19 protein-coding genes and 2 tRNA genes are annotated in these 17,740 nt (G+C 48.0%); 11 read left to right on the top strand and 10 right to left on the bottom strand.

Annotated features, from left to right (window positions below; translation table 11 throughout):
* The first annotated feature begins 3 nt into the window (after positions 1 to 3).
* From B9N89_RS01295 to B9N89_RS01280, 4 genes are all read left to right on the top strand, one after another.
* On the top strand, positions 4 to 927 hold the full coding sequence (locus B9N89_RS01295; protein ID WP_132314615.1) for a heme o synthase: 924 nt from the start codon (positions 4 to 6) through the stop codon (positions 925 to 927).
* Positions 924 to 1,862, top strand: coding sequence for a phosphoglycerate dehydrogenase (locus tag B9N89_RS01290; protein ID WP_132314616.1), 939 nt, complete (start codon positions 924 to 926; stop codon positions 1,860 to 1,862). The genes B9N89_RS01295 and B9N89_RS01290 overlap by 4 nt, the downstream gene beginning before the upstream one ends.
* A 38-nt stretch (positions 1,863 to 1,900) precedes the next feature.
* Complete coding sequence (locus B9N89_RS01285) at positions 1,901 to 2,122, top strand: NifU family protein (protein WP_132314617.1); 222 nt, start codon at positions 1,901 to 1,903, stop codon at positions 2,120 to 2,122.
* A 190-nt stretch (positions 2,123 to 2,312) separates the two neighbouring features.
* Complete coding sequence (locus B9N89_RS01280) at positions 2,313 to 2,615, top strand: hypothetical protein (RefSeq protein WP_132314618.1); 303 nt, start codon at positions 2,313 to 2,315, stop codon at positions 2,613 to 2,615.
* Here B9N89_RS01280 and map read toward each other — a convergent pair.
* A complete protein-coding gene (gene map / locus B9N89_RS01275; protein WP_234996051.1) occupies positions 2,612 to 3,382 on the bottom strand; it encodes a type I methionyl aminopeptidase in 771 nt (256 codons plus the stop codon). The two genes, B9N89_RS01280 and map, sit on opposite strands and share 4 nt — an antisense overlap.
* Before the next feature lie 161 nt (positions 3,383 to 3,543).
* Between map and B9N89_RS01270 the strand changes: the two genes are divergently transcribed.
* Together B9N89_RS01270 and B9N89_RS01265 are read left to right on the top strand one after the other, a co-directional pair.
* On the top strand, positions 3,544 to 4,659 hold the full coding sequence (locus B9N89_RS01270; protein ID WP_132314619.1) for an FAD-dependent oxidoreductase: 1,116 nt from the start codon (positions 3,544 to 3,546) through the stop codon (positions 4,657 to 4,659).
* Complete coding sequence (locus B9N89_RS01265; protein ID WP_132314620.1) at positions 4,656 to 4,844, top strand: DNA gyrase inhibitor YacG; 189 nt, start codon at positions 4,656 to 4,658, stop codon at positions 4,842 to 4,844. Before B9N89_RS01270 ends, B9N89_RS01265 begins: the two co-directional genes overlap by 4 nt.
* On the opposite strand, the gene B9N89_RS01260 is transcribed toward B9N89_RS01265, so the two are convergent.
* The 4 genes from B9N89_RS01260 to ppk1 all read right to left on the bottom strand — a co-directional run bounded on the left by B9N89_RS01260 (position 4,807) and on the right by ppk1 (position 10,619).
* Positions 4,807 to 5,643, bottom strand: a complete 837-nt coding sequence (locus tag B9N89_RS01260; protein WP_132314621.1) for a hypothetical protein — start codon at positions 5,641 to 5,643, stop codon at positions 4,807 to 4,809. The genes B9N89_RS01265 and B9N89_RS01260 overlap by 38 nt on opposite strands.
* A 155-nt stretch (positions 5,644 to 5,798) precedes the next feature.
* On the bottom strand, positions 5,799 to 6,803 hold the full coding sequence (gene holA, locus B9N89_RS01255) for a DNA polymerase III subunit delta (RefSeq protein ID WP_132314622.1): 1,005 nt from the start codon (positions 6,801 to 6,803) through the stop codon (positions 5,799 to 5,801).
* Positions 6,800 to 8,350, bottom strand: a complete 1,551-nt coding sequence (locus B9N89_RS01250; RefSeq protein ID WP_132314623.1) for a Ppx/GppA phosphatase family protein — start codon at positions 8,348 to 8,350, stop codon at positions 6,800 to 6,802. Before B9N89_RS01250 ends, holA begins: the two co-directional genes overlap by 4 nt.
* Positions 8,351 to 8,378: 28 nt before the next feature.
* The gene (gene ppk1 / locus B9N89_RS01245) at positions 8,379 to 10,619 is read right to left on the bottom strand and encodes a polyphosphate kinase 1 (RefSeq protein ID WP_132314624.1); all 2,241 of its coding nucleotides are present in this window, start codon (positions 10,617 to 10,619) and stop codon (positions 8,379 to 8,381) included.
* Positions 10,620 to 10,720: 101 nt separating this feature from the next.
* Between ppk1 and B9N89_RS01240 the strand changes: the two genes are divergently transcribed.
* Entirely contained in the window at positions 10,721 to 12,154 is a 1,434-nt protein-coding gene (locus B9N89_RS01240; protein ID WP_132314625.1) for a hypothetical protein, read from the top strand.
* Here B9N89_RS01240 and B9N89_RS01235 read toward each other — a convergent pair.
* Positions 12,132 to 13,115, bottom strand: a complete 984-nt coding sequence (locus tag B9N89_RS01235; RefSeq protein WP_165931678.1) for a bifunctional riboflavin kinase/FAD synthetase — start codon at positions 13,113 to 13,115, stop codon at positions 12,132 to 12,134. The genes B9N89_RS01240 and B9N89_RS01235 overlap by 23 nt on opposite strands.
* Before the next feature lie 204 nt (positions 13,116 to 13,319).
* Here B9N89_RS01235 and B9N89_RS01230 point away from each other — a divergent pair, with 204 nt between their 5' ends.
* On the top strand, positions 13,320 to 13,733 hold the full coding sequence (locus tag B9N89_RS01230; protein WP_132314627.1) for a hypothetical protein: 414 nt from the start codon (positions 13,320 to 13,322) through the stop codon (positions 13,731 to 13,733).
* A gap of 20 nt (positions 13,734 to 13,753) precedes the next feature.
* The gene (locus B9N89_RS01225) at positions 13,754 to 14,590 is read left to right on the top strand and encodes a shikimate dehydrogenase family protein (RefSeq protein ID WP_159455060.1); all 837 of its coding nucleotides are present in this window, start codon (positions 13,754 to 13,756) and stop codon (positions 14,588 to 14,590) included.
* Here B9N89_RS01225 and B9N89_RS01220 read toward each other — a convergent pair.
* Positions 14,577 to 15,002 (bottom strand): VOC family protein, encoded by a 426-nt coding sequence (locus tag B9N89_RS01220; RefSeq protein WP_132314629.1) that lies wholly within the window; start codon positions 15,000 to 15,002, stop codon positions 14,577 to 14,579. The genes B9N89_RS01225 and B9N89_RS01220 overlap by 14 nt on opposite strands.
* A 47-nt stretch (positions 15,003 to 15,049) precedes the next feature.
* Here B9N89_RS01220 and queG point away from each other — a divergent pair, with 47 nt between their 5' ends.
* A complete protein-coding gene (gene queG, locus B9N89_RS01215; RefSeq protein ID WP_132314630.1) occupies positions 15,050 to 16,111 on the top strand; it encodes a tRNA epoxyqueuosine(34) reductase QueG in 1,062 nt (353 codons plus the stop codon).
* A 45-nt stretch (positions 16,112 to 16,156) separates the two neighbouring features.
* Here queG and B9N89_RS01210 read toward each other — a convergent pair.
* From B9N89_RS01210 to B9N89_RS01200, 3 genes are all read right to left on the bottom strand, one after another.
* A tRNA-Leu gene (locus B9N89_RS01210) sits at positions 16,157 to 16,241 on the bottom strand.
* 17 nt (positions 16,242 to 16,258) lie between these two features.
* The gene (gene secG / locus B9N89_RS01205) at positions 16,259 to 16,591 is read right to left on the bottom strand and encodes a preprotein translocase subunit SecG (RefSeq protein ID WP_132314631.1); all 333 of its coding nucleotides are present in this window, start codon (positions 16,589 to 16,591) and stop codon (positions 16,259 to 16,261) included.
* A gap of 22 nt (positions 16,592 to 16,613) precedes the next feature.
* Positions 16,614 to 16,689 (bottom strand) — tRNA-Phe (locus tag B9N89_RS01200).
* A gap of 157 nt (positions 16,690 to 16,846) precedes the next feature.
* Here B9N89_RS01200 and kdsA point away from each other — a divergent pair.
* Positions 16,847 to 17,707 (top strand): 3-deoxy-8-phosphooctulonate synthase, encoded by an 861-nt coding sequence (gene kdsA, locus B9N89_RS01195; RefSeq protein WP_132314632.1) that lies wholly within the window; start codon positions 16,847 to 16,849, stop codon positions 17,705 to 17,707.
* Positions 17,708 to 17,740 lie beyond the last annotated feature (33 nt).

Raw genomic sequence — 17,740 nt, 5'->3', positions numbered from 1 at the left:
ACGATGAAGACGAGTTCGAATCTCAATTCAATGGTCAGCCAAAACGATGCCTCTACACCAATTTTGGCATCGATAAGACCAATCTATCAAATGATGAAGCCAACCATCTCACTACTGGTGGTTGTTACCGTCGTTCCGACGCTTATCATGGCTAATGGTTCCATGCCTAGCCTGCAATTGACCCTTGTCACTTTGCTTGGAACTTATCTAGCGTCTGGTTCCGCTGGCATATTTAATCACCTGGCTGATTCAGATATCGATGGCCATATGAATCGTACCCGATCGCGGCCTTTGCCGACGGGTAAGGTATCGCAGCGCCTGGCTTTTTTTGTCGCAACCTTCTTAGGAATTATATCGTTTGTGATGCTGTACCGATGGGCGACGCCTCTAGCGGCATGGGTAGCTTTAGCTGCTAATGGCTTTTATGTCCTTGTCTACACTATGTATCTAAAGCGCCGGACGGTGCAGAACATTGTGATTGGTGGAGCCGCCGGTGCTGTTGGTCCTCTTATTGGCTGGGCTGCGGTGCAAAACACTCTAGCAATGCCTGCTTGGTATTTGTTTGCTGTGATCTTTCTCTGGACACCCCCACATTTTTGGGCCTTAGCAATCAAATACCGCGATGACTATGCGAAGGCAAAGATTCCTATGATGCCTTCTGTGCGTGGCGTTCCTGAGACAAAGAAGCAAATCTTTTACTACACACTCTCATTGCTTCCGCCGATATTCCTATTGTTTTGGGGCGGAGATGCTGGTTGGGTCTATCTCAGTCTGAGTGCTTTATTGACAGGTTACTTTATTTGGCTTGCGTATAAGCTTCTCCGTTCCACTGGAGAAGCTAAGGCGATGCCTCTTTTCTACTATTCCTGCTTTTACTTGTTTGGAATTTTCGGTGCTCTGACTCTCGATCGGGTCCTCCTCCTATGACAGCCCCAGTGGTGGCAGTTTCAGCGCAAAGCTTCGCCAAAGATGAGAGGCTCCGTCGTTCGGCTGCGGAGCGTTTTCCTCATTTCGAATTTCGCTTTTGTAATCCAGGCATACCCTGGACGTCCGCAAGTCTTTTACAGTTCCTACAAGGTGCCGATCTATGGCTTGTTGGCAAAGAACCCGTGACCAAGGCTTGCCTAAGCCAGCTGCCTCAGCTAAACGGGATTACCAAGTACGGAGTCGGTCTCGATAATATCGACTTTGAAGCCTGCCATGCCCGCCAGTTGCCTGTTTACTTTGAGTCTGGAGTGAATAGCCAAGAGGTCGCTGAGCAGGCCATTGCTATGATGATTGGTATGAGTCGTAAGCTGTTTTACTCGTCTGAGCAGATGAAGGCTGATCGCTGGGTTAAAAATGGTGGCGTTAACTTTACTGGTAAGGTGGTTAGTGTGATTGGCTGTGGTCATGTAGGCTCCAAAGTGGCTACACTTGCCAGAGCATTCCAGTGTGAAGTGCTCATTTGCGATATATTAGACAAAGCAGCCTTTGCTGCGAGCATTGGCGCTAAACAGGTATCCTTCGAGAATGCTTTACAAAGTAGTGACTTTCTAACGCTCCACGTGCCCTTAACCGATAAGACCTTGAAATTCGTCGGAGAGCGCCAACTGGAAGGCATGAAGCCAGGCTCTTTCTTGGTGAATACGTGTCGTGGTGAAGTGGTGGATCAGGAGTCTCTCAAGCACTGCCTCAAAACGGGTCCATTAGCTGGTGCCGCGCTGGATGTTTTTGAGGAGGAACCTTGCTTGGACAAGGATTTGTATTCACTAGATAATTTTGTTGGCACTGCCCATATCGCAGGCAATAGCCGCGAAGCGGTATGGAAGATGGGGCAAGCTGCTCTGAATGGGGTTGAAAAAATCCTACTAGATCGGTAAAGATTTAATCGTAGATTTTCCCACCTAAGGGGTGACGTATGATTGAAGAGATTAAGCAAATTATCGAGCAAGACATCAACCCACAGCTTGAGCTGCATGCCGGAGGCTGTGAGCTTCTAGATGTAGACGATGGCATTGTTACTCTGCGACTATACGGTGGGTGCTCTGGGTGTCCATCCTCGCAGATCACGCTATTTAACGGTATTGTGCCGATTTTAAAAGAAAAAATTCCTGATATCAAAGATGTGGTGCTCGGCTAGGCCTGGGCATCACCGCTTTCGGTAAGCTAGCCTGTCTACACCCGTCCGAGCCATACGCGCTCTCTATTCTCTAATATGCTGATTTTATAAACCTCGTGATTGGTACGCCTCTTGCTCGTAGCAGCAATGCAGGGCTGTTTCCCTGTTGATCAAGCTGAGCTGTTACCTGCGGATGTTGGAGAATTTTTCTATGGCTACTGTAATTTTCGATTGTGATTTCGCTCCTGAAACCATTCATGCAATTGGCGAGTTAAGACGATTGCGCAAGGATGTTCTTTCAAAACAGATAGAAGAGATTGGATCGACGTTAGAATCATTGGTTGGGATGGGAGCTTTAAAGAGCTCTGAGCGTCTTAGCTACCAAAAAGACATTTTGGCTGAGTTGCAATGCAAACTATCTGTGATTGATGAGCGCCTTGCAGCTCCTGAAACGGTTTACTCCGATGAATTGGAGCTATACCTAGAGCTGCTTGCGAATCCAGAGGAAGGCTAATTGCCTCGGTAGTTTTCTATTAGGGTTAGGATTTCCACGGTGCCGTTGGAACGGATGGCGATGGTATGCTCGAATTGAGCACTATCGCCGCCATCAATGGTTACAGCTGTCCACTTATCCTTTTTAATCTTAGTTTTCCAGTGCCCCTCATTAATCATCGGCTCAATGGTGAATACCATTCCAGGTTCTAAGCGCTTACCCGTTCCAGGTTGACCATAGTGGGTGACTTGAGGGTCCTCGTGAAAGTTGCGACCGATACCATGGCCTACAAATTCGCGAACGACAGAAAACTTTTGAGCTTCCGCGTGCTTTTGGATGGCAGCACCAATGTCGCCCACCCGTACACCTGGCTCGACGACCTGTATACCCTTATCGAGGCATTCCTTAGCAACCTTGACTAGCTTTTGTCGCTTTGGCGACACGTTGCCAACGAGGAAGGTTTTGGACGTATCGCCGTGAAAGCCATTGACAATGGGAGTGACGTCGACATTGATGATATCGCCATCCTTTAGCTTGGCTTTTGCGCTTGGTATCCCGTGGCAAACCACATCGTTGATGCTGGTGCAGATAGATTTCGGGAAGCCTTTGTAGTTCAGTGGGGCTGAGATCGCTCCGTAAGACATTGTGAAGTCGTGACAAAGATCGTTCAGCTCAAGGGTTGTGATCCCTGGTTTGATGTGCTCTTCGACAAGCTCCAAGAGTTTAGCGGCGAGTCCGCCAGCTTCCTTCATATCATCGATTTCTGCATCGCTTTTTAAGTAAATCAAGGTGCTTCCTTTCTCTTGGATATCATGGTCTACTTGCTTTGCTGCCTTTTACAGGGAGTTGCCTAAGAAAACCTCGTCAAATTTTCCATGGATGGTCCATCGAATAAGTCCTAACTTATAGGCGACCATCTTTTGACTGCCAAGAAGAACTTGGAGAGTAAATGGATCATTATGACGTAATTGTTATTGGTGGAGGCATTGTTGGAGCCTCTACGTCTTACTTCTTATCACAAAAGGGATATCGCGTCCTAGTCCTATCCCAAGAAGACTCAGCAACAAGGAGATGCATGGGGGCTGTCCAGGCAGATATGGCTGACTTGATTACACGGGTCGAACATGCTCGGGGACAGCCTGTAGCTGAGGAACTCTTGGGATTTGTGGCTAGGGGATTTCAAGAGTTGGAGCAGTTCTGTAGGCCAAAAGGTTTTGTAGAAGCTAAGGGTGACCTGCTGTTTCTGTCAACGGATCCGTATGAGCAACAAGAGCTTGAGAAGGTGTGTCAGGTTATGGAGAAGGTCTATCCAGGGACCAAAGCCAGTCTGATCGATAGCCGCTTTGGTGGGCGTTACAGTCTTAGGATTCCAAAGGCTAGTATGATCTTGAATCAAACGGGGCTTTTGCAAGCCCTCCTTGAAAGTGTGACAAGATTGGTAAGGCATGTCACCCTAGTCGAGGAGAGAAGTGACGCTATCTACCTCGAAACAGATGAAGGTGAACTCTCGGCTGAAATGGTTATTGGTGGCGCACACCTTGCCAATCAAGGCTTGCTGGGTTTGCCAGAAGGAGCCTTGGTGCCATATGCGGATCAGTGGCAGGAACTGCAAAGCCCTTGCGAAATCTCTGAGATTGAACCAGGATCGACTCTGTTTTGGAAGTACAAGCACTTCCAGCTATGCTTGCTTGACGGCTGCCGAATCAGAATTTCTGGGGCACGATTCCTCAGGAAAAATGCAGGGATTGGCGACTTGGAAGCTAGCTATTCAGAGGCAGTCGCGAGCGAGTTGACGAAGCAGGCACAGAGCACGTTAGGTGTCGAAAATCTGCAAAAAATACACGATCAAGAGATGCTAGGTTGCCGGCCATGCGACGAATTGCCATTGATAGGCCCAATTTTCGGCAGGCAGAGAAGCCTGCTCGCGACAGGCTTCATGGGCCAAGGTCTAGCCCTTGGCTTCGCAGCAGGGCGATCTCTGGCAGATATAGTGGATCAGGGGAAGGCTCCCAAGCTACCGCGAATTCTTTGGCCTGAAAGGCTACGATCACTGGGAGAACAATGAATATTAAATGTCCATGCTGCAAGAATATGACTATTTATAGCCCTGAAAATCTATTCCGCCCCTTTTGCTCCAAGCGTTGTCAAACTATGGATACTGCGGCTTGGGCTGAGGAAGAGTATCGGATTCCCACGCAAGAGCTAGCAATGCCTAGTGAAACTGATGACGATAGCTGGCTTCTTTCCTAGGGTACACAACGGGAAAGTTTTTTGTGATACCCACAATCACGGATGGACTCACTAAGAGTGAATCTAAAGCTGTCGTGAGCCTGTAGCTAGCCTGTTGCTTCTCTTGTAAGTCATATACCTCAAGGGTGCCATTTTCGAACATATAGGAATGGAATCGAGTATTGGCAGCCCAAGCATGCACAAGGTGGGGGGAGCGGTTAGCAAGAACCTGTAAGAGTTTACCCGTTGCATCAAATCGATAAACTTTATCATTGCAGTAAGTCAAGAGGCTGTCGCGACTGATATGAGGGGGTTGTTGGTTCCCCGGGCAAGGAAGGACATTGAGCCATCCGTCTTCAGTATCGTAGCGCTTAAGACCATTGTAGAAAGACCAAATCTGTCCAGCGAAAAAGATAGCCGGACTGCTGATTTGGATGCTGTCCAGGACCTTGATTTGCCGTGACCGAGGGCTTAGGGTGAGCACCTTCTGCTCCGTCGCAATTTGGAGTTTCTCATCGATTACATCGAGTCCTTTGATGGAACCAAATTTTTCCATAGAGTAGCTCTTGCTTGCCATGGACAAACCATCGATTTCCAGTAGCAGCAAGCCCTGGCCGAGCCAGAGAGTGTGGCCGATCATCGCGGAGTATCGATTTCCCTCAGATCGAGGTAATGGCAAACGTTGCAACTTCATGGATGTTAGGTTCCATCGCCAAAGAAATTCTTTGCCTTGAAACAGTAAATTGTTGTTCTGCTCATCCCACTGCACGTGTGCCAGTGGAGCATCACGAGCTACCAAGGTTTCTTGGTATGGCTTCATCCTTAGCGGCCTTGCCAGGCTGAGGCCTAGGCAAGGACTGGTTAGGCAATATATAAGAAGATACTTGAGAACTTGTTTGCAAAGCCCAAGCTCTTTGTCTCTATTTGCTTTGCCAAGCCTCGACCTTAGTCTATTAAAATAGCCTCTAAGCAAGTTTAGTCCTGGGCTAGGGTGGCCAAGATATCGCTTAAAATAAGCTCGCTTTGGATACGCGATGACTTGAATATCATATCAGCTTCTTGGCACTGGAATAAAGCAGACTTAAATTTGGCTGCCGAAGATCGCCTTGCGTAGGGGATGAAGTTTTTGACAACCCCAAAAGGTAAGCCTAGTGCTTGGCTCATTTCCTTAACTTGCTTGCCCTCCTTTGCGAGTTGCTTGATTAGCAGGGCCTTGCGACAGTGATGCGTGAGAATCCCTAGAATAGCCAAATGACTTTCGCCACGTTTTAGAAGGTTGTGAAGCAGAGCTTGGCCTTGAGCGGCGTGACCACTCATGATGCACTGATCAATTTTAAAGGCGTGTTCCTCGCGAAGAACTTCCAAATAGGGCTTGAGATGATCGACTGATATTTCCCCCGGTTCTTCTGCAAAAATAAGGCTCAGTTTACGCAGCTCATTCTCTAGCTTGAAAAGGTCGGTGCCCACGGCATCGATAACAAGCTTGGCGGTAGGGGGAGCGATTTTAAGCTGAAACTTTTTCGCCAATGAAACGGTAAACGTCGACATCTCATAAGGGTTTGGCTCAAAGCACGGGATTGTCTTTACTTGCAGTCGCTGGAGCTCCTTATTAAGGCTAGGATTGAACGACTTCCCTTTAGCTAGCAGAAGTACATGGTTACGAATACTATCTTGGCTTTTTGTTCCCCTTAGGGCCTGCGTTAGCTCCCCTTTCTTGTCTACATCGCGAACGACATAGTATGACTCTGGGTCGAAGATGGAGTCCTGAAATAGCATGTCTTCGTAGTCAGCCTTTATTAGGCCATCAAAACCACGTTTCTCTACTGGTCGTCCTGCGGCTTGTTTGGTGAACCATTCCTCTACCTTAATCTTAAGGTAGTTTGAGGGCCCATGAACTGCCAATAACTTAGGGCTATCGGCTTTCGACGCTTCCTTGAGGGCCTCGATAAAGTGCTTATAGGTGAGATTATTTTTCTTCAAGCCTTGGGAGCCTTTCTCGGGCTAAACTTTAGCTCAACATCAACACCCCACCCACGGGCAATCGATTTTTCTTCTTTACGTAGTGCCTGAATTTCGGCATCCACGTTGCTGCCTTTTTTGTAGCCGAGTTCCAGAGAAGCCTTGCCCTTGGCCCAGTTAATCTTGGTTTCGGTGATCTTGTGGGATCGGCTGCGGTTGATGCCTTTCGCGACGCGAATGCATGCGCTGAGAAAATTAACAATATCGATCTTACCCTTGAGGTAAGGGTATTCGTCAGCCTTTTGCTCACTGGCCATCTTCTTACGAGCAAAGCGATTGATTAAGGCTACCACATGCTTTTCTTCCTGAGAAAAACCTAAAAGGTTGGCCTGAGAAATCAAGTAGTAGCTGTGCTTGTGGTAAGAAACAAAATTTATAAACTTGCCTGACTCGTTAAGATACGCAGCTGCTTCGAGAAGTGGCCGATATTGGACGATCTTGCTAGGTAGTTGAGATTTGGGAAATGCGGCAAGGCACTGATCAAAAATCTCAAGGGAAAAACCTCTAAGCTGGTTGGCAAAATCGAGGTCTAAATGTAAACGTTGAGCGAAGCTCTCCATGCTTTTCCATTGCTGGTTGGCCGATTCGGCATTGAGCTGAATGTTTAGGCGGCCGTATGTGTCTAGTATTATCCCTTCGCGGATGCCATAGGTGGACACTGTCCAGTCAGGAACGCCGAAGATCTCTGTTACCTTAGAAAATATCAAGGTTCCAGCCAAAATTATTTCGGCCCGACGGGAATCTATCTCGTAGTAGGACTTAATTTCAGTGGGGCTGGCGAGATCACATAGGCGCTGCTCTACAGCACCTAGCTCTTCAGATAGAAACTTGTAGCCATTGGCTTGATCAAGTGCTTCGCCTTGTGTCTCTAAATGATGAAGGCGACCAATTGCTTTGGCCGTTCCAGATGTGGCGAAGGCACGGGTGATCTTATAGGTCTTGGCGTCCTGTCCTAAAGGTGCAAGTCGTGTCAGGATGTAGTCTTTTAGGTTCTTGATCTGCGCTGGGCTGGGATCTTTCATTTGAAAAAAGCGTTTGGTGCTCGTCAAGGCTCCAAGCTTGAGAGAGGTCATAAACAGGATCCTCTCACCCTTGCCGATGACAACCTCGGTTGAGCCACCGCCGATATCGAGCCCTAAGGTGACGTCTGACGTGGACTCGTGGCAGTACTGCATCCCCAGATAGGTAAGGCGGGCTTCTTCTAGGCCATCGATGATTTCTACTTTAAGACCGACGTCTCGATCGATTCTTTCAAGAATCTCCTGGTAATTTTTGGCAGCACGCGTCGCCTGGGTCGCCATGACACGAAATACAGGCTGGTGTTTGTTGGCGATGTCTTTCATTCTTTTGAGAGCTGCCACCGCTTCATCGAGCTTGGCTTTCGGCAAGGCTCCGTGTTCACTCAATGCCTCACCAAGCCGGACAGACTCTTTGTGAGCATCCAGCACGTGAAGATAGCCTTTTTGGTCGGCCCGAGCCACGAGAAGGTGAAAGGAGTTAGTGCCCATATCGATGGCCGCAATGGCCGGATACTGACTAGGACTTATGCTCTTTGCTATCGTTTTTATGTCGTTTTCCCTTTAGCTTAAGTACCGATTTTGATTCTCGTTTCGCAATCGGGCGGCCGCGACCTTTGGTGTTGTGCCAGATAGCTTTCTCATAAGGGAGGGACTTGAGTCCTTGTTCTCGGGCCAGCTCGATCAGCTTCTGCTGAGAATGGACTTTTTTTGCACTTTTCTCAAGGGGAACAAACTCATAGTTGCCATCGGGCAAGAGCCGCCGAGCCTTGGTATTGTCCTGCCAATAGACCTCAAGAACTTCGTTGATGATACGAGCTTTTGCTAAGTCATTGAGAATGGGGAACATGATCTCGATTCTGCGATCCATATTGCGTGGCATCAAATCGGCAGAGCTAAGAAAGGTGTCATTCTCACCATTATTGTGGAAGTAGTAGATCCGGCTATGTTCCAGGAAGCGGTCCACGACTGAGCGGACTTCGATGGATTCGCTTAACCCAGGATGGCCAGGCTTTAGGCAACAGATACCGCGAATGAGTAGACGGATGGAAACGCCAGCTTGGGAAGCTTCATAGAACTTATCGATGACAGCCTTATCCACCAAGGCATTAGCCTTGATCATAATGAAGCCCTTGCCGCCCTGACGGACATTCTCGATCTCCCGATCGACCATGTCGATAACCTTATCGCGTAAGTCTACAGGTGCCGCCATAATGCGTCGGAACGTAGGATAGACCGCAGCTCGATAGCTGTGGTCTGTGGTAAAAAGGTTAAATCCAGTCAAAAGGTTAAATAGGTCTGATATGTCGTGACCAATGTCATCATCAGCAGACATCAAGCCGATGTCAGTATAAATTTTGGCTGTAGTGCTATTGTAATTGCCTGTAGAAAGATGCACATAGCGCTTGATGCCGCGATCCTCCCTGCGGATTACAAGGGTGGCCTTTGCATGGGTTTTCAAGCCGATAAAGCCATAGACGACATTTACACCAGATCGCTCCAGCTGCCTTGCCCAGATAATGTTGTTCTTTTCGTCAAATCTTGCTTTTAGCTCCACCACGGCGGTCACTTGCTTGCCGTTTTCTGCGGCTTCAATCAGCGAGTCGATGATGGGAGAATCGCCCGATGTGCGGTAGAGGGTTTGCTTAATCGCCAAGACCTCTGGGTCGGTAGCTGCCTTGCGCAGAAACTCAATCACCGTGTAGAAGCTCTCGAAGGGATGGTGGAGTAGGATATCTGCATCTTTAATAATGGAAAAAATATTACGATTGTTCTTCAGCTGAGGAGGGATTCTGGGGTTAAAAGCATCAAACTTGAGAGACTCAAACGGCAGTGATGAAAGGGAGAAGTAGTCTTTCATCGACAAGGGGCCTCGGGCAAAGTATACGTCTTCGCGACCAAGTTTTAGGTGTTTTAGGACAAAGTCAAGAATGTGGTTGGGTAGGTTCTCTGAAACTTCGAGTTTTACTGCTTTTGCTTGCTCTCTGGCCCGAACTTGATTTTGTACCGATTGCAGGAGATCCACGACCTCGTTTTCCAAAAGGCTATAGTCGAGATCACGGGTGACGCGCACCTGATAGATATCCTTAATTTCAAGGCCCCAAAAGAGCTTTTCCAAGTGCTTGGCAACCACGTCTTCGAGGAGGATGTAGTGAAAGTCTCTGATATTAACAAAGCGCTCCAGCACATGAGGAATCTCAACAAAGGCAATCGCAGGCATTTCAGGTTCTACCCCTTGAGTTTTAAACTCAATGAGAAGATAGAGGCCAAGATTTGTCAGAAATGGAAACGGATGAGCTGGATCTACAGCCAACGGAGTGAGCGTCGGGTGCACCGAGGAGTGATAGTAGTCTTCGAGTTTTGCAATCTCAGCCTTGTCTAAGTCTTCGTAGGTTCTGATCTGAACACCGAACTCGCCGAGTTCCTTGACCACTTGATGATAGGTGTCATAAAGGTCATTGAGAAGTTGGGTCGATATCTCGCGGATCTGGGTCAGAATCTCGCCATAAGGGGTAGAGTCGGGGCTGTCTCCGGTAAAAAGGCGTTCCTTTGCCGCACGTCGTTTTCCAGCCACGCGGACCATGAAAAACTCGTCGAGGTTGCTATAAGTGATGGCTAAAAACTTCAGTTTCTCTAATATGGGTGTAGTTTCGCTTTGCGCTTCCTGCAAGACACGCCGATTGAAGTGAAGCCAACTGATCTCGCGGTTGAAGTAGTTGTTTTGTGAGTCGTTTGGAATGACCTTGACTTCAGATTTCATATTTTTGCACTTCCTAGTCTATTGAGACTTAGTCTAAAGATAAAGCACAGGGCAGGTTAAACCCACTGAAATTCCTGCCTGGTTTGATATAAGGAGTTCTCATGAAGAAAAAGCTAAGAAATATAAAACTGCTAGTGGCTAGCTCCCTTCTAGTCGGTTGTGGTAATTCGAGCCTCAACGAAGTCACCAATAGCGGTTCAACCAATACGACAAGTGCCGCTGAACTACGTTATCAGGACGTGCGACCGGATGTGGCGAATGCTGGCAGTGCCACAGAGTTGGACTATCGTATCGTGTTTGTAAGCTATCGCGACACCGATACAGATGGGGAAAACGTAGCCAAAATATACAAGTATGATTCCGCGAGCACAGACCCTAGCCGCTTTCACTCAGATGATACCTTTCATCACGAACTTGACGTAAAAATCAGCTCCAATGGAGCCTACGTAGCCTTCATTACCCAAAATACCGAAGGTGCCTACCAGCTTTTTGTAGAGAAGTGGGATAACAGCTCTCGTGTTGAGATCACAGCGCCTACTGGCTTAGTTCGATGGGATGAAGTGGTGTTTGCTGATGACAATGCTGGCCTAGCTTACTCTGGTCTAGTATCCAATGATGGTACGGAGCAGTATGTCACCGGTTTTGCAAAGCTTGTGGAAACAGATAACACGCTCTCAGTGCAGACTAGCGCTACGATTGCAGACTCCTGGCAGCCACGTCTGACTTCAAGCGGGAGTACTGAGTATCTCGTTGTAAGAAGTTTGAACGATCAATTTCAAAGTTCTTTTTCAACATATCAAATTGACGATACTGGTGCTCCAACATTAAGCTCATTAAAGTCGACGACTGCTAGTATTAGCATCCAAGATGAACCTGTGGAAGTCGATGGGAGTGGGATTTACGTCCTTCGTGAGCGAGATACAGCAAGGTTGAAAGAACGAATCGGCGACGTTGCGCCCGGAGACGATAACAAAAGCGCTCGGAACTACATTTACCTCCGCAATGAAATCGCTAGTGAGCCGTTAACGACAGATTCGAACCCTACTACATTCACAGGAGAGAACTTTCTCCTCTACGAACCAAGTGACATCTATGGCCTACAATCATTGGGTGACAATCTTTTTGCTGTGCTAGGTGGCGACCCTGTGATCTGCACCAAGGGTTCGTCATTCCTCTCCACAATCTTGATCTACAATGCGAGTACAGGGGCGGTGGTGCCTCTCTATGTGAAAACAAATGCAGATACCAGGGTCTCGGAAACACTGGTTGTGCAAGCTTGTGAGCACTTTGTAGAGAATACCGATCAGCTTTTACAACCTTTCGAAAGAGAAATACGGTCGTTCAGAATCCGAAAACAGGATGAGAATACCTTCTTCATGGTGTACGAAGGCTGGGATGGTGGTGACGGAGAGATATACTACGCAAGATTTACAGTGGCTAGCCTCGAAGAAGATAATGACGCAGTAAAAACTGATGCTAATATCAGCTCGCAAGAAGTTAAGGCTATCTCTGCTAACGTTCCCAAGGATGAGTAAGCATCCTAGCAGTTTCACAGTCCTTGCCTATCTGTTCCCGAAGCGCGTCTAGCGACGGGAACTTGATTTCATCCCGTATAAAATTTGTGAGATAGTAACGGGCTTGTTGTTGGTAAAGTTCATCTGCTTGCCACTTTTTGTCGAGGATGTGTCCTTCGACTGAAGGGCTATGATCACCGTCTACAGTGGGCTTAACACCAATGTTGAAGACTGTAGGGTGGAGCAGACTCAAGTCTGGTCTAAGTTCTGTGGGGGGCGAACCCTCCCCATCGAGCCATACGAAACCAGCGTAAACTCCAAACTTGGGGATCAGCTGGTTTGTTGTCTGCAAGTTCGCGGTGGGGAACGCCAAGGTTCGGCCTAGTTGCTGGCCTTTTTTGATACTTCCTAAAAGGGCGTAGGGCCTACCCAGTAGGCGATGAGCGAGTGCTGCATCGCCTTCTTCTAGGCATGATCGAATCCGTGTGCTGCTAATATGTTCACCGGCAAAAGGTTCAATTGGCAAATCACAAACTTCGAAGTGCTCGACATATCTCTTAAGAAAATCTGTGTTGCCGCTACGATTTTTGCCAAAGTGAAAATTTTTGCCAACATATAGGTGACGACAATGAAGGGTGTCTTTTAGTAAGTCGACGAAGCTTTCAGGGGAAATCTGGCTAAAAGATGCATCGAATGGGTGTTGGATGACGATATCTACACCAAGCTCGCGAAAGCTAGCGAGTTTCTGCTCTTGGGAGACGAGCTGTCTCTGAGCTTGATGTGGATCAAAAAAAACTTTCGGGCTTGGCTCGAAAGTTAAAATAATACTGGGTGTCCCAAGCTCTTGACTGCGCTCAATGACGTTTTGGATGAGTTTTTGGTGCCCTAAATGACAGCCATCGAAGTTTCCGATACAAATTGTCGTGCCGCTTGCGAGAGATTCGTCGAGGGATGCAGCCTGGATATGATCAAAAACCTTCAAAAATGTCATCCTATCGTTCAGAGGTTTGTTTTCTTTGTGACTTTCCCTTAATGTATACTATCAGACTGGTATTCGTGGCGTATTAAAGGAAGCTAATTTTTTACCCTATTGCTTGATGGGAAGCAATGACTTAGGCCTTTCTTAGGCGCCACAGGCTTTAATACTGTTGAGTTCAAATCTGTCTTGGCAAAAGAGATAAGTACTTTGGATTGGGTCGAAAACTTAGAACTATCGACAATTGGACTGATCTCATTACTGGTTATCTTTACGTTTAGCCTAGTGATACAGTGGTTCATCAAACGCTCAAGTCGCAACGAAGGTGAGGCTAACAGCCTCGATCAGCAGTTCACGACCATTGGTTATGCTGTTGACGGCCAACCGAGCCACGACTTGAACCAGGGATATCTTCGCTCCATCTCAGAACAACGGCTAACCTTGGTCGTTCGTGGCCAGCACCACAAGGGAACCCTTCTTTCCATCGACTTAGAGCCTGTGCTAGGTTTCGACCGACGGCAGGTTCGGGGCAAGGTTATTAAATCGACCAAGTTTCATCGCGGCCAAGGCAGTTGGTTGTTAACGGTCGCTCTCGATCCTAAGGCAGTTTCTGGTGAAGCTTGATCATTGAGGGAAGCGAGGCTGTGTTGAAAATAAACGGGCAAACGAAACTACTTGGGGTTCTAGGTAACCCTATACAACATACCAAATCACCAGCTATCCATAATTACTCTGCCGAGCAGCTTGGAATCAACTGTTGCTATGTGCCTTTAGAGTTTCAAGGTGTTGACCTCAAGAGCTTGCTCGACAGCCTTTGGCACCTAGGCTTTGTTGGTCTGAATGTCACTGTTCCATTTAAGGAAACGGTTGCCGAGCTTTTTCCAAGCAGTGGGCTTACAAGTGTGAATACTCTATACCGTGGGGATAGTTGGTGGCAGGTTGCTTCCACGGACGGCAATGGTTTTATAAGCGCTGTAAATCGTCAGGTCGAAGCGAGTAGCTTCGATGCGTTTGTGATGTTAGGCAACGGGGGCGCGGCTTATGCAGTCCTCACTGAATGGCATCGCACCTTTCCTGAGATGCCTCTTGTGGTGCTCCGTCGGAATAGCAAAAAGGATAGGTTGTTTGAACAAGCCTTGGGTCGCAGGCTCAGGTTTGAAAGCTTTTCTGTAAAATCCCTTCAAGGGGTGCTCCAAAAATACCCCCGAGCTTTGTTGGTCCAAGGTTCTAGTGCGCCTCTTCATGGGGATGATTTGCAATCGCTTTGTCCGGCCATGGACATGCTCAAGGGAGCCTTTGTGGATATGCTCTATGGCGAAACTGTGAGTGCCCTGCTTCCTAAGGCACAACTGCTTGCAATTCCTGCAATGGATGGCTTAGGCATGCTTATCGGCCAAGCCTTGCTGTCTCAGCGATACTGGTGGCAGCAAAGTGCCGATTTTGACGAACTTGAAGACTTTCTTCGATCTAAGCTTTCTTAGGGAAAAAGTACAAATACTCTCCCACCATCCCTAGCGGGTCTCGAAAATAGACGCTGCGGCCGTCACTACGATCGTAAGGCCCCTTTAGTATCGATGCCCCCTTAGTCGCGACGTACTCTGCAAATTTATCGACTTCTTCGGGGCCAGCAGCGTAGAACCCGTAATGATCTAAAGTTTGCCATCCAGCTTTGTCTTGCCACTCTCGCTCTGCGCCATGTTCCGGCTTGCTAACAGCCATGGCTGGTGTCTTGGCTGCTAGAACGTCGTTGCCACACATAAAAAAGAAAAGCTCGCCTCGGTCTTCAATTAGCTTGAAACCAAGGGTTTCGAGAAACCACTCTTTTGCTAATTCGATGTCGGAAACGATGATGCCAAGGTGATTAAGGCCCTTTATAGAAAACCCTTTAGTCATAGTAGTCCTTTATGGTATAGCGGAGGATTACAAGTTACGAGGTGGGCATGGCCAAGCTAAAAGATCGAAATTATTTCAGCGAGTTATTTGCAGAGCAAGGGCTCTTGCTGATTGGTCACGTCCCTTTGGTGGGTGATGATAGGCACTTTTCACGGTTCGAGCAATGGCTTTCCCGTGGCCACCATGCGGGTATGAGCTTCATGGAGAATCATCGAGCGATTCGTCGCGATCCGAGGCTTTTGCAAGAAGGCTTGCAATCGAGCCTGGTCTTTGGTTTGAACTACTACCAGGGTGATCGGCTTCATTCCTCCAATACCCGGGTTGCACAGTATGCAAGATTTCAAGACTACCATAAACTGCTTAGGAAAAAGGCACAGAAGCTTCTGGGTCAGCTAAGCGAGTCTATACCCCAGCTTGAGGGTCGAGTGACGATCGATAGTGCGCCATTATTGGAGCGTGCGCTGGCAAGTCGTAGCCAATCTGGATTTATTGGCAAGAATACTTGTTTTATCCTGCCACGTGAGGGCAGTTTCTATTTGCTAGGAGAGTTGCACCTGAATCAGCAACTGTTTCCCTTTGATAAGCCCGCCGTTGTTGACCCACAGCAGAGATCAGAGGAGGGAGGCTGTGGAACCTGCAAGCGTTGCCAAGTTAACTGCCCCACTGGTGCTTTGGATGAGGACTACACCCTTGATGCAAAGCTTTGCCTGTCTTACTGGACTATCGAGCATCGCGGGCTTGTTCCAACCAAATTCTGGCCATGGTTTGCGAAGTATTGGTATGGCTGTGACATCTGTCAGCTGGCCTGCCCCTATAACCGAAAGGCTAGTATCAACATCCAGCTGCCTCTTAAGTCTCAGCTAGCTGATCTTGATCTTTTCCAGGTCGCTACCATGGATCAAGGATTCTACGAAGCAACTTTTGGGGGGTCACCGATGACCCGCGCAAAAAGAGTTGGATTGCAGCGTAATGCTCTTATTGCCTTATTTGTGACTCAGGATGAACGCTTAGATTCAGCAATCGGGATGATCGAGCGAGACAACGAACAGAATGGTGTGCTTCGAGATACGATTAAGCAGATTAGAGCTGAATTATCTTGTGATAGGTAACATAAAGTGTGGAGAAAATAAGAGATGCTGTGAATTGGATATAAATGGTGCGGGGGGCGGGACTTGAACCCGCACGGCTCGCGCCACTAGTCCCTCAAACTAGCGTGTCTACCAATTCCACCACCCTCGCATTAGGCTTGATATGTACTACTTCTGCTCTTCCTGAGGTGCTGCTTCCGGAGTCGTGCTTTCCTCAGCTCCCTGGTCAGCTGCTTGCTGCTCAAGACGCTCAGAAAGACCTGTTTTGCCAGAACTGCCTTGGATAACTGAAAGAGAGATACTCGTTACCATGAAGATCGCGGCAACGGCATAAGTGACTTTGCCAAGGAATGACTGAGCACCGGACGCGCCAAAAACTCCTTGAGAGTTTCCTCCGCCGAACGCAGCTCCTACGCCACCAGAGTTTCCACCCTGGATTATGATCACAAGGATCATGAAGAGTGCTGCTAGTACATGAATGACTGTTATTAGTGTTTCCATGCTGCTCACCAAAAAAGAAAGATGGTGGCTCCTCCCAGAATCGAACTGGGGACACGAGGATTTTCAATCCTCTGCTCTACCGACTGAGCTAAAGAGCCACTTCCCGATGGGAGTTAGATAACTAATGCTTTGGCCTTCTGAAGTCAATACCTGATTGCAAAAAAAAACTCATTTTATTGACTTGTAAGGTCTCAGTACGACAAAGTGTATTTCAACTTTCAAAGACGAACAACTCATATCGCAAAGAGGACTACAATGTCGCAACTTCAATTCGAACAGAATGGCGATAAACCAGTCATAATAGCTGGTCCATGCATGGCTGAATCTAAGGAGCTGGTAGACGAGGTTGCCAATCGCATGAAGGAACTAGCTGATGAATTAGACTTCGAATATGTCTTTAAGGCTAGCTTTGACAAGGCAAATCGCACGTCAATCACCAGCGATCGAGGCCCTGGCTGGCACCTAGCGCGCCCGTGGTTCGAAGGAATTCGCGACCGCCTTGGAGTTTCGGCGCTTACGGATATCCATGAAACACCTCAGGTTTCTGCTGTCGCGGAAGTCTGTGATGTGCTCCAAATCCCGGCTTTCCTTTGCAGGCAAACTGATTTGCTTGTGGCTGCAGTTGAAACAGGGAGAGCTGTCAACGTCAAGAAGGGGCAGTTTTTAGACCCCCAAAGTACCAATCATATTACGAAAAAGGTACGCGCTGTTTGCGAATCTCGGCACCTAAAGGAGAACTTGGCACTGACTGAACGGGGTAGCTCATTTGGCTATGGTAATTTGGTAGTGGACATGCGCGGCCTCAAGATCATGAGTGACACGGGAGCTGCCACAATTTTTGATGTAACCCATTCACTGCAGCTCCCGTCTACTGGTGGTAAGTCCGGCGAGGTTTCAGGGGGGCTGAGAGAGTTTGCTCCGGTCTTAGCGCGAGCCGCAGTAGCAACTGGATATCTGCAAGGCCTATTTATCGAGGTTCATCCAGAGCCAGCCAAGGCGAAGAGCGATGCAGCGACGCAACTATCGATTGAGCAAGCTAGCTCTCTCATAAGATCCTTACTCCCTCTATGGCACCAAGCTAAGGAACTCAAACGGGAAGATAATCGTTTCTCTTAGTATGTTATACTGAGGTGCGAACGCATTCCTTTT

Source organism: Pseudobacteriovorax antillogorgiicola, from assembly GCF_900177345.1.
In the GTDB taxonomy this organism is placed as follows: domain Bacteria; phylum Bdellovibrionota_B; class Oligoflexia; order Oligoflexales; family Oligoflexaceae; genus Pseudobacteriovorax; species Pseudobacteriovorax antillogorgiicola.
Note: the sequence above shows the minus strand (reverse complement) of the source record. Positions and strands in the feature narration are given on the sequence as shown.

What these genes read in the sequence shown, in the direction of transcription:
- B9N89_RS01295 (WP_132314615.1), top strand. Translation starts at nt 4, where the DNA reads ATGAAGACGAGTTCGAATCTCAATTCAATGGTCAGCCAAAACGATGCC.
- B9N89_RS01290 (WP_132314616.1), top strand. Translation starts at nt 924, where the DNA reads ATGACAGCCCCAGTGGTGGCAGTTTCAGCGCAAAGCTTCGCCAAAGAT.
- B9N89_RS01285 (WP_132314617.1), top strand. Translation starts at nt 1,901, where the DNA reads ATGATTGAAGAGATTAAGCAAATTATCGAGCAAGACATCAACCCACAG.
- B9N89_RS01280 (WP_132314618.1), top strand. Translation starts at nt 2,313, where the DNA reads ATGGCTACTGTAATTTTCGATTGTGATTTCGCTCCTGAAACCATTCAT.
- B9N89_RS01270 (WP_132314619.1), top strand. Translation starts at nt 3,544, where the DNA reads ATGGATCATTATGACGTAATTGTTATTGGTGGAGGCATTGTTGGAGCC.
- B9N89_RS01265 (WP_132314620.1), top strand. Translation starts at nt 4,656, where the DNA reads ATGAATATTAAATGTCCATGCTGCAAGAATATGACTATTTATAGCCCT.
- B9N89_RS01260 (WP_132314621.1), bottom strand. Translation starts at nt 5,643, where the DNA reads ATGAAGCCATACCAAGAAACCTTGGTAGCTCGTGATGCTCCACTGGCA.
- B9N89_RS01250 (WP_132314623.1), bottom strand. Translation starts at nt 8,350, where the DNA reads ATGGGCACTAACTCCTTTCACCTTCTCGTGGCTCGGGCCGACCAAAAA.
- ppk1 (WP_132314624.1), bottom strand. Translation starts at nt 10,619, where the DNA reads ATGAAATCTGAAGTCAAGGTCATTCCAAACGACTCACAAAACAACTAC.
- B9N89_RS01240 (WP_132314625.1), top strand. Translation starts at nt 10,721, where the DNA reads ATGAAGAAAAAGCTAAGAAATATAAAACTGCTAGTGGCTAGCTCCCTT.
- B9N89_RS01220 (WP_132314629.1), bottom strand. Translation starts at nt 15,002, where the DNA reads ATGACTAAAGGGTTTTCTATAAAGGGCCTTAATCACCTTGGCATCATC.
- queG (WP_132314630.1), top strand. Translation starts at nt 15,050, where the DNA reads ATGGCCAAGCTAAAAGATCGAAATTATTTCAGCGAGTTATTTGCAGAG.
- secG (WP_132314631.1), bottom strand. Translation starts at nt 16,591, where the DNA reads ATGGAAACACTAATAACAGTCATTCATGTACTAGCAGCACTCTTCATG.
- kdsA (WP_132314632.1), top strand. Translation starts at nt 16,847, where the DNA reads ATGTCGCAACTTCAATTCGAACAGAATGGCGATAAACCAGTCATAATA.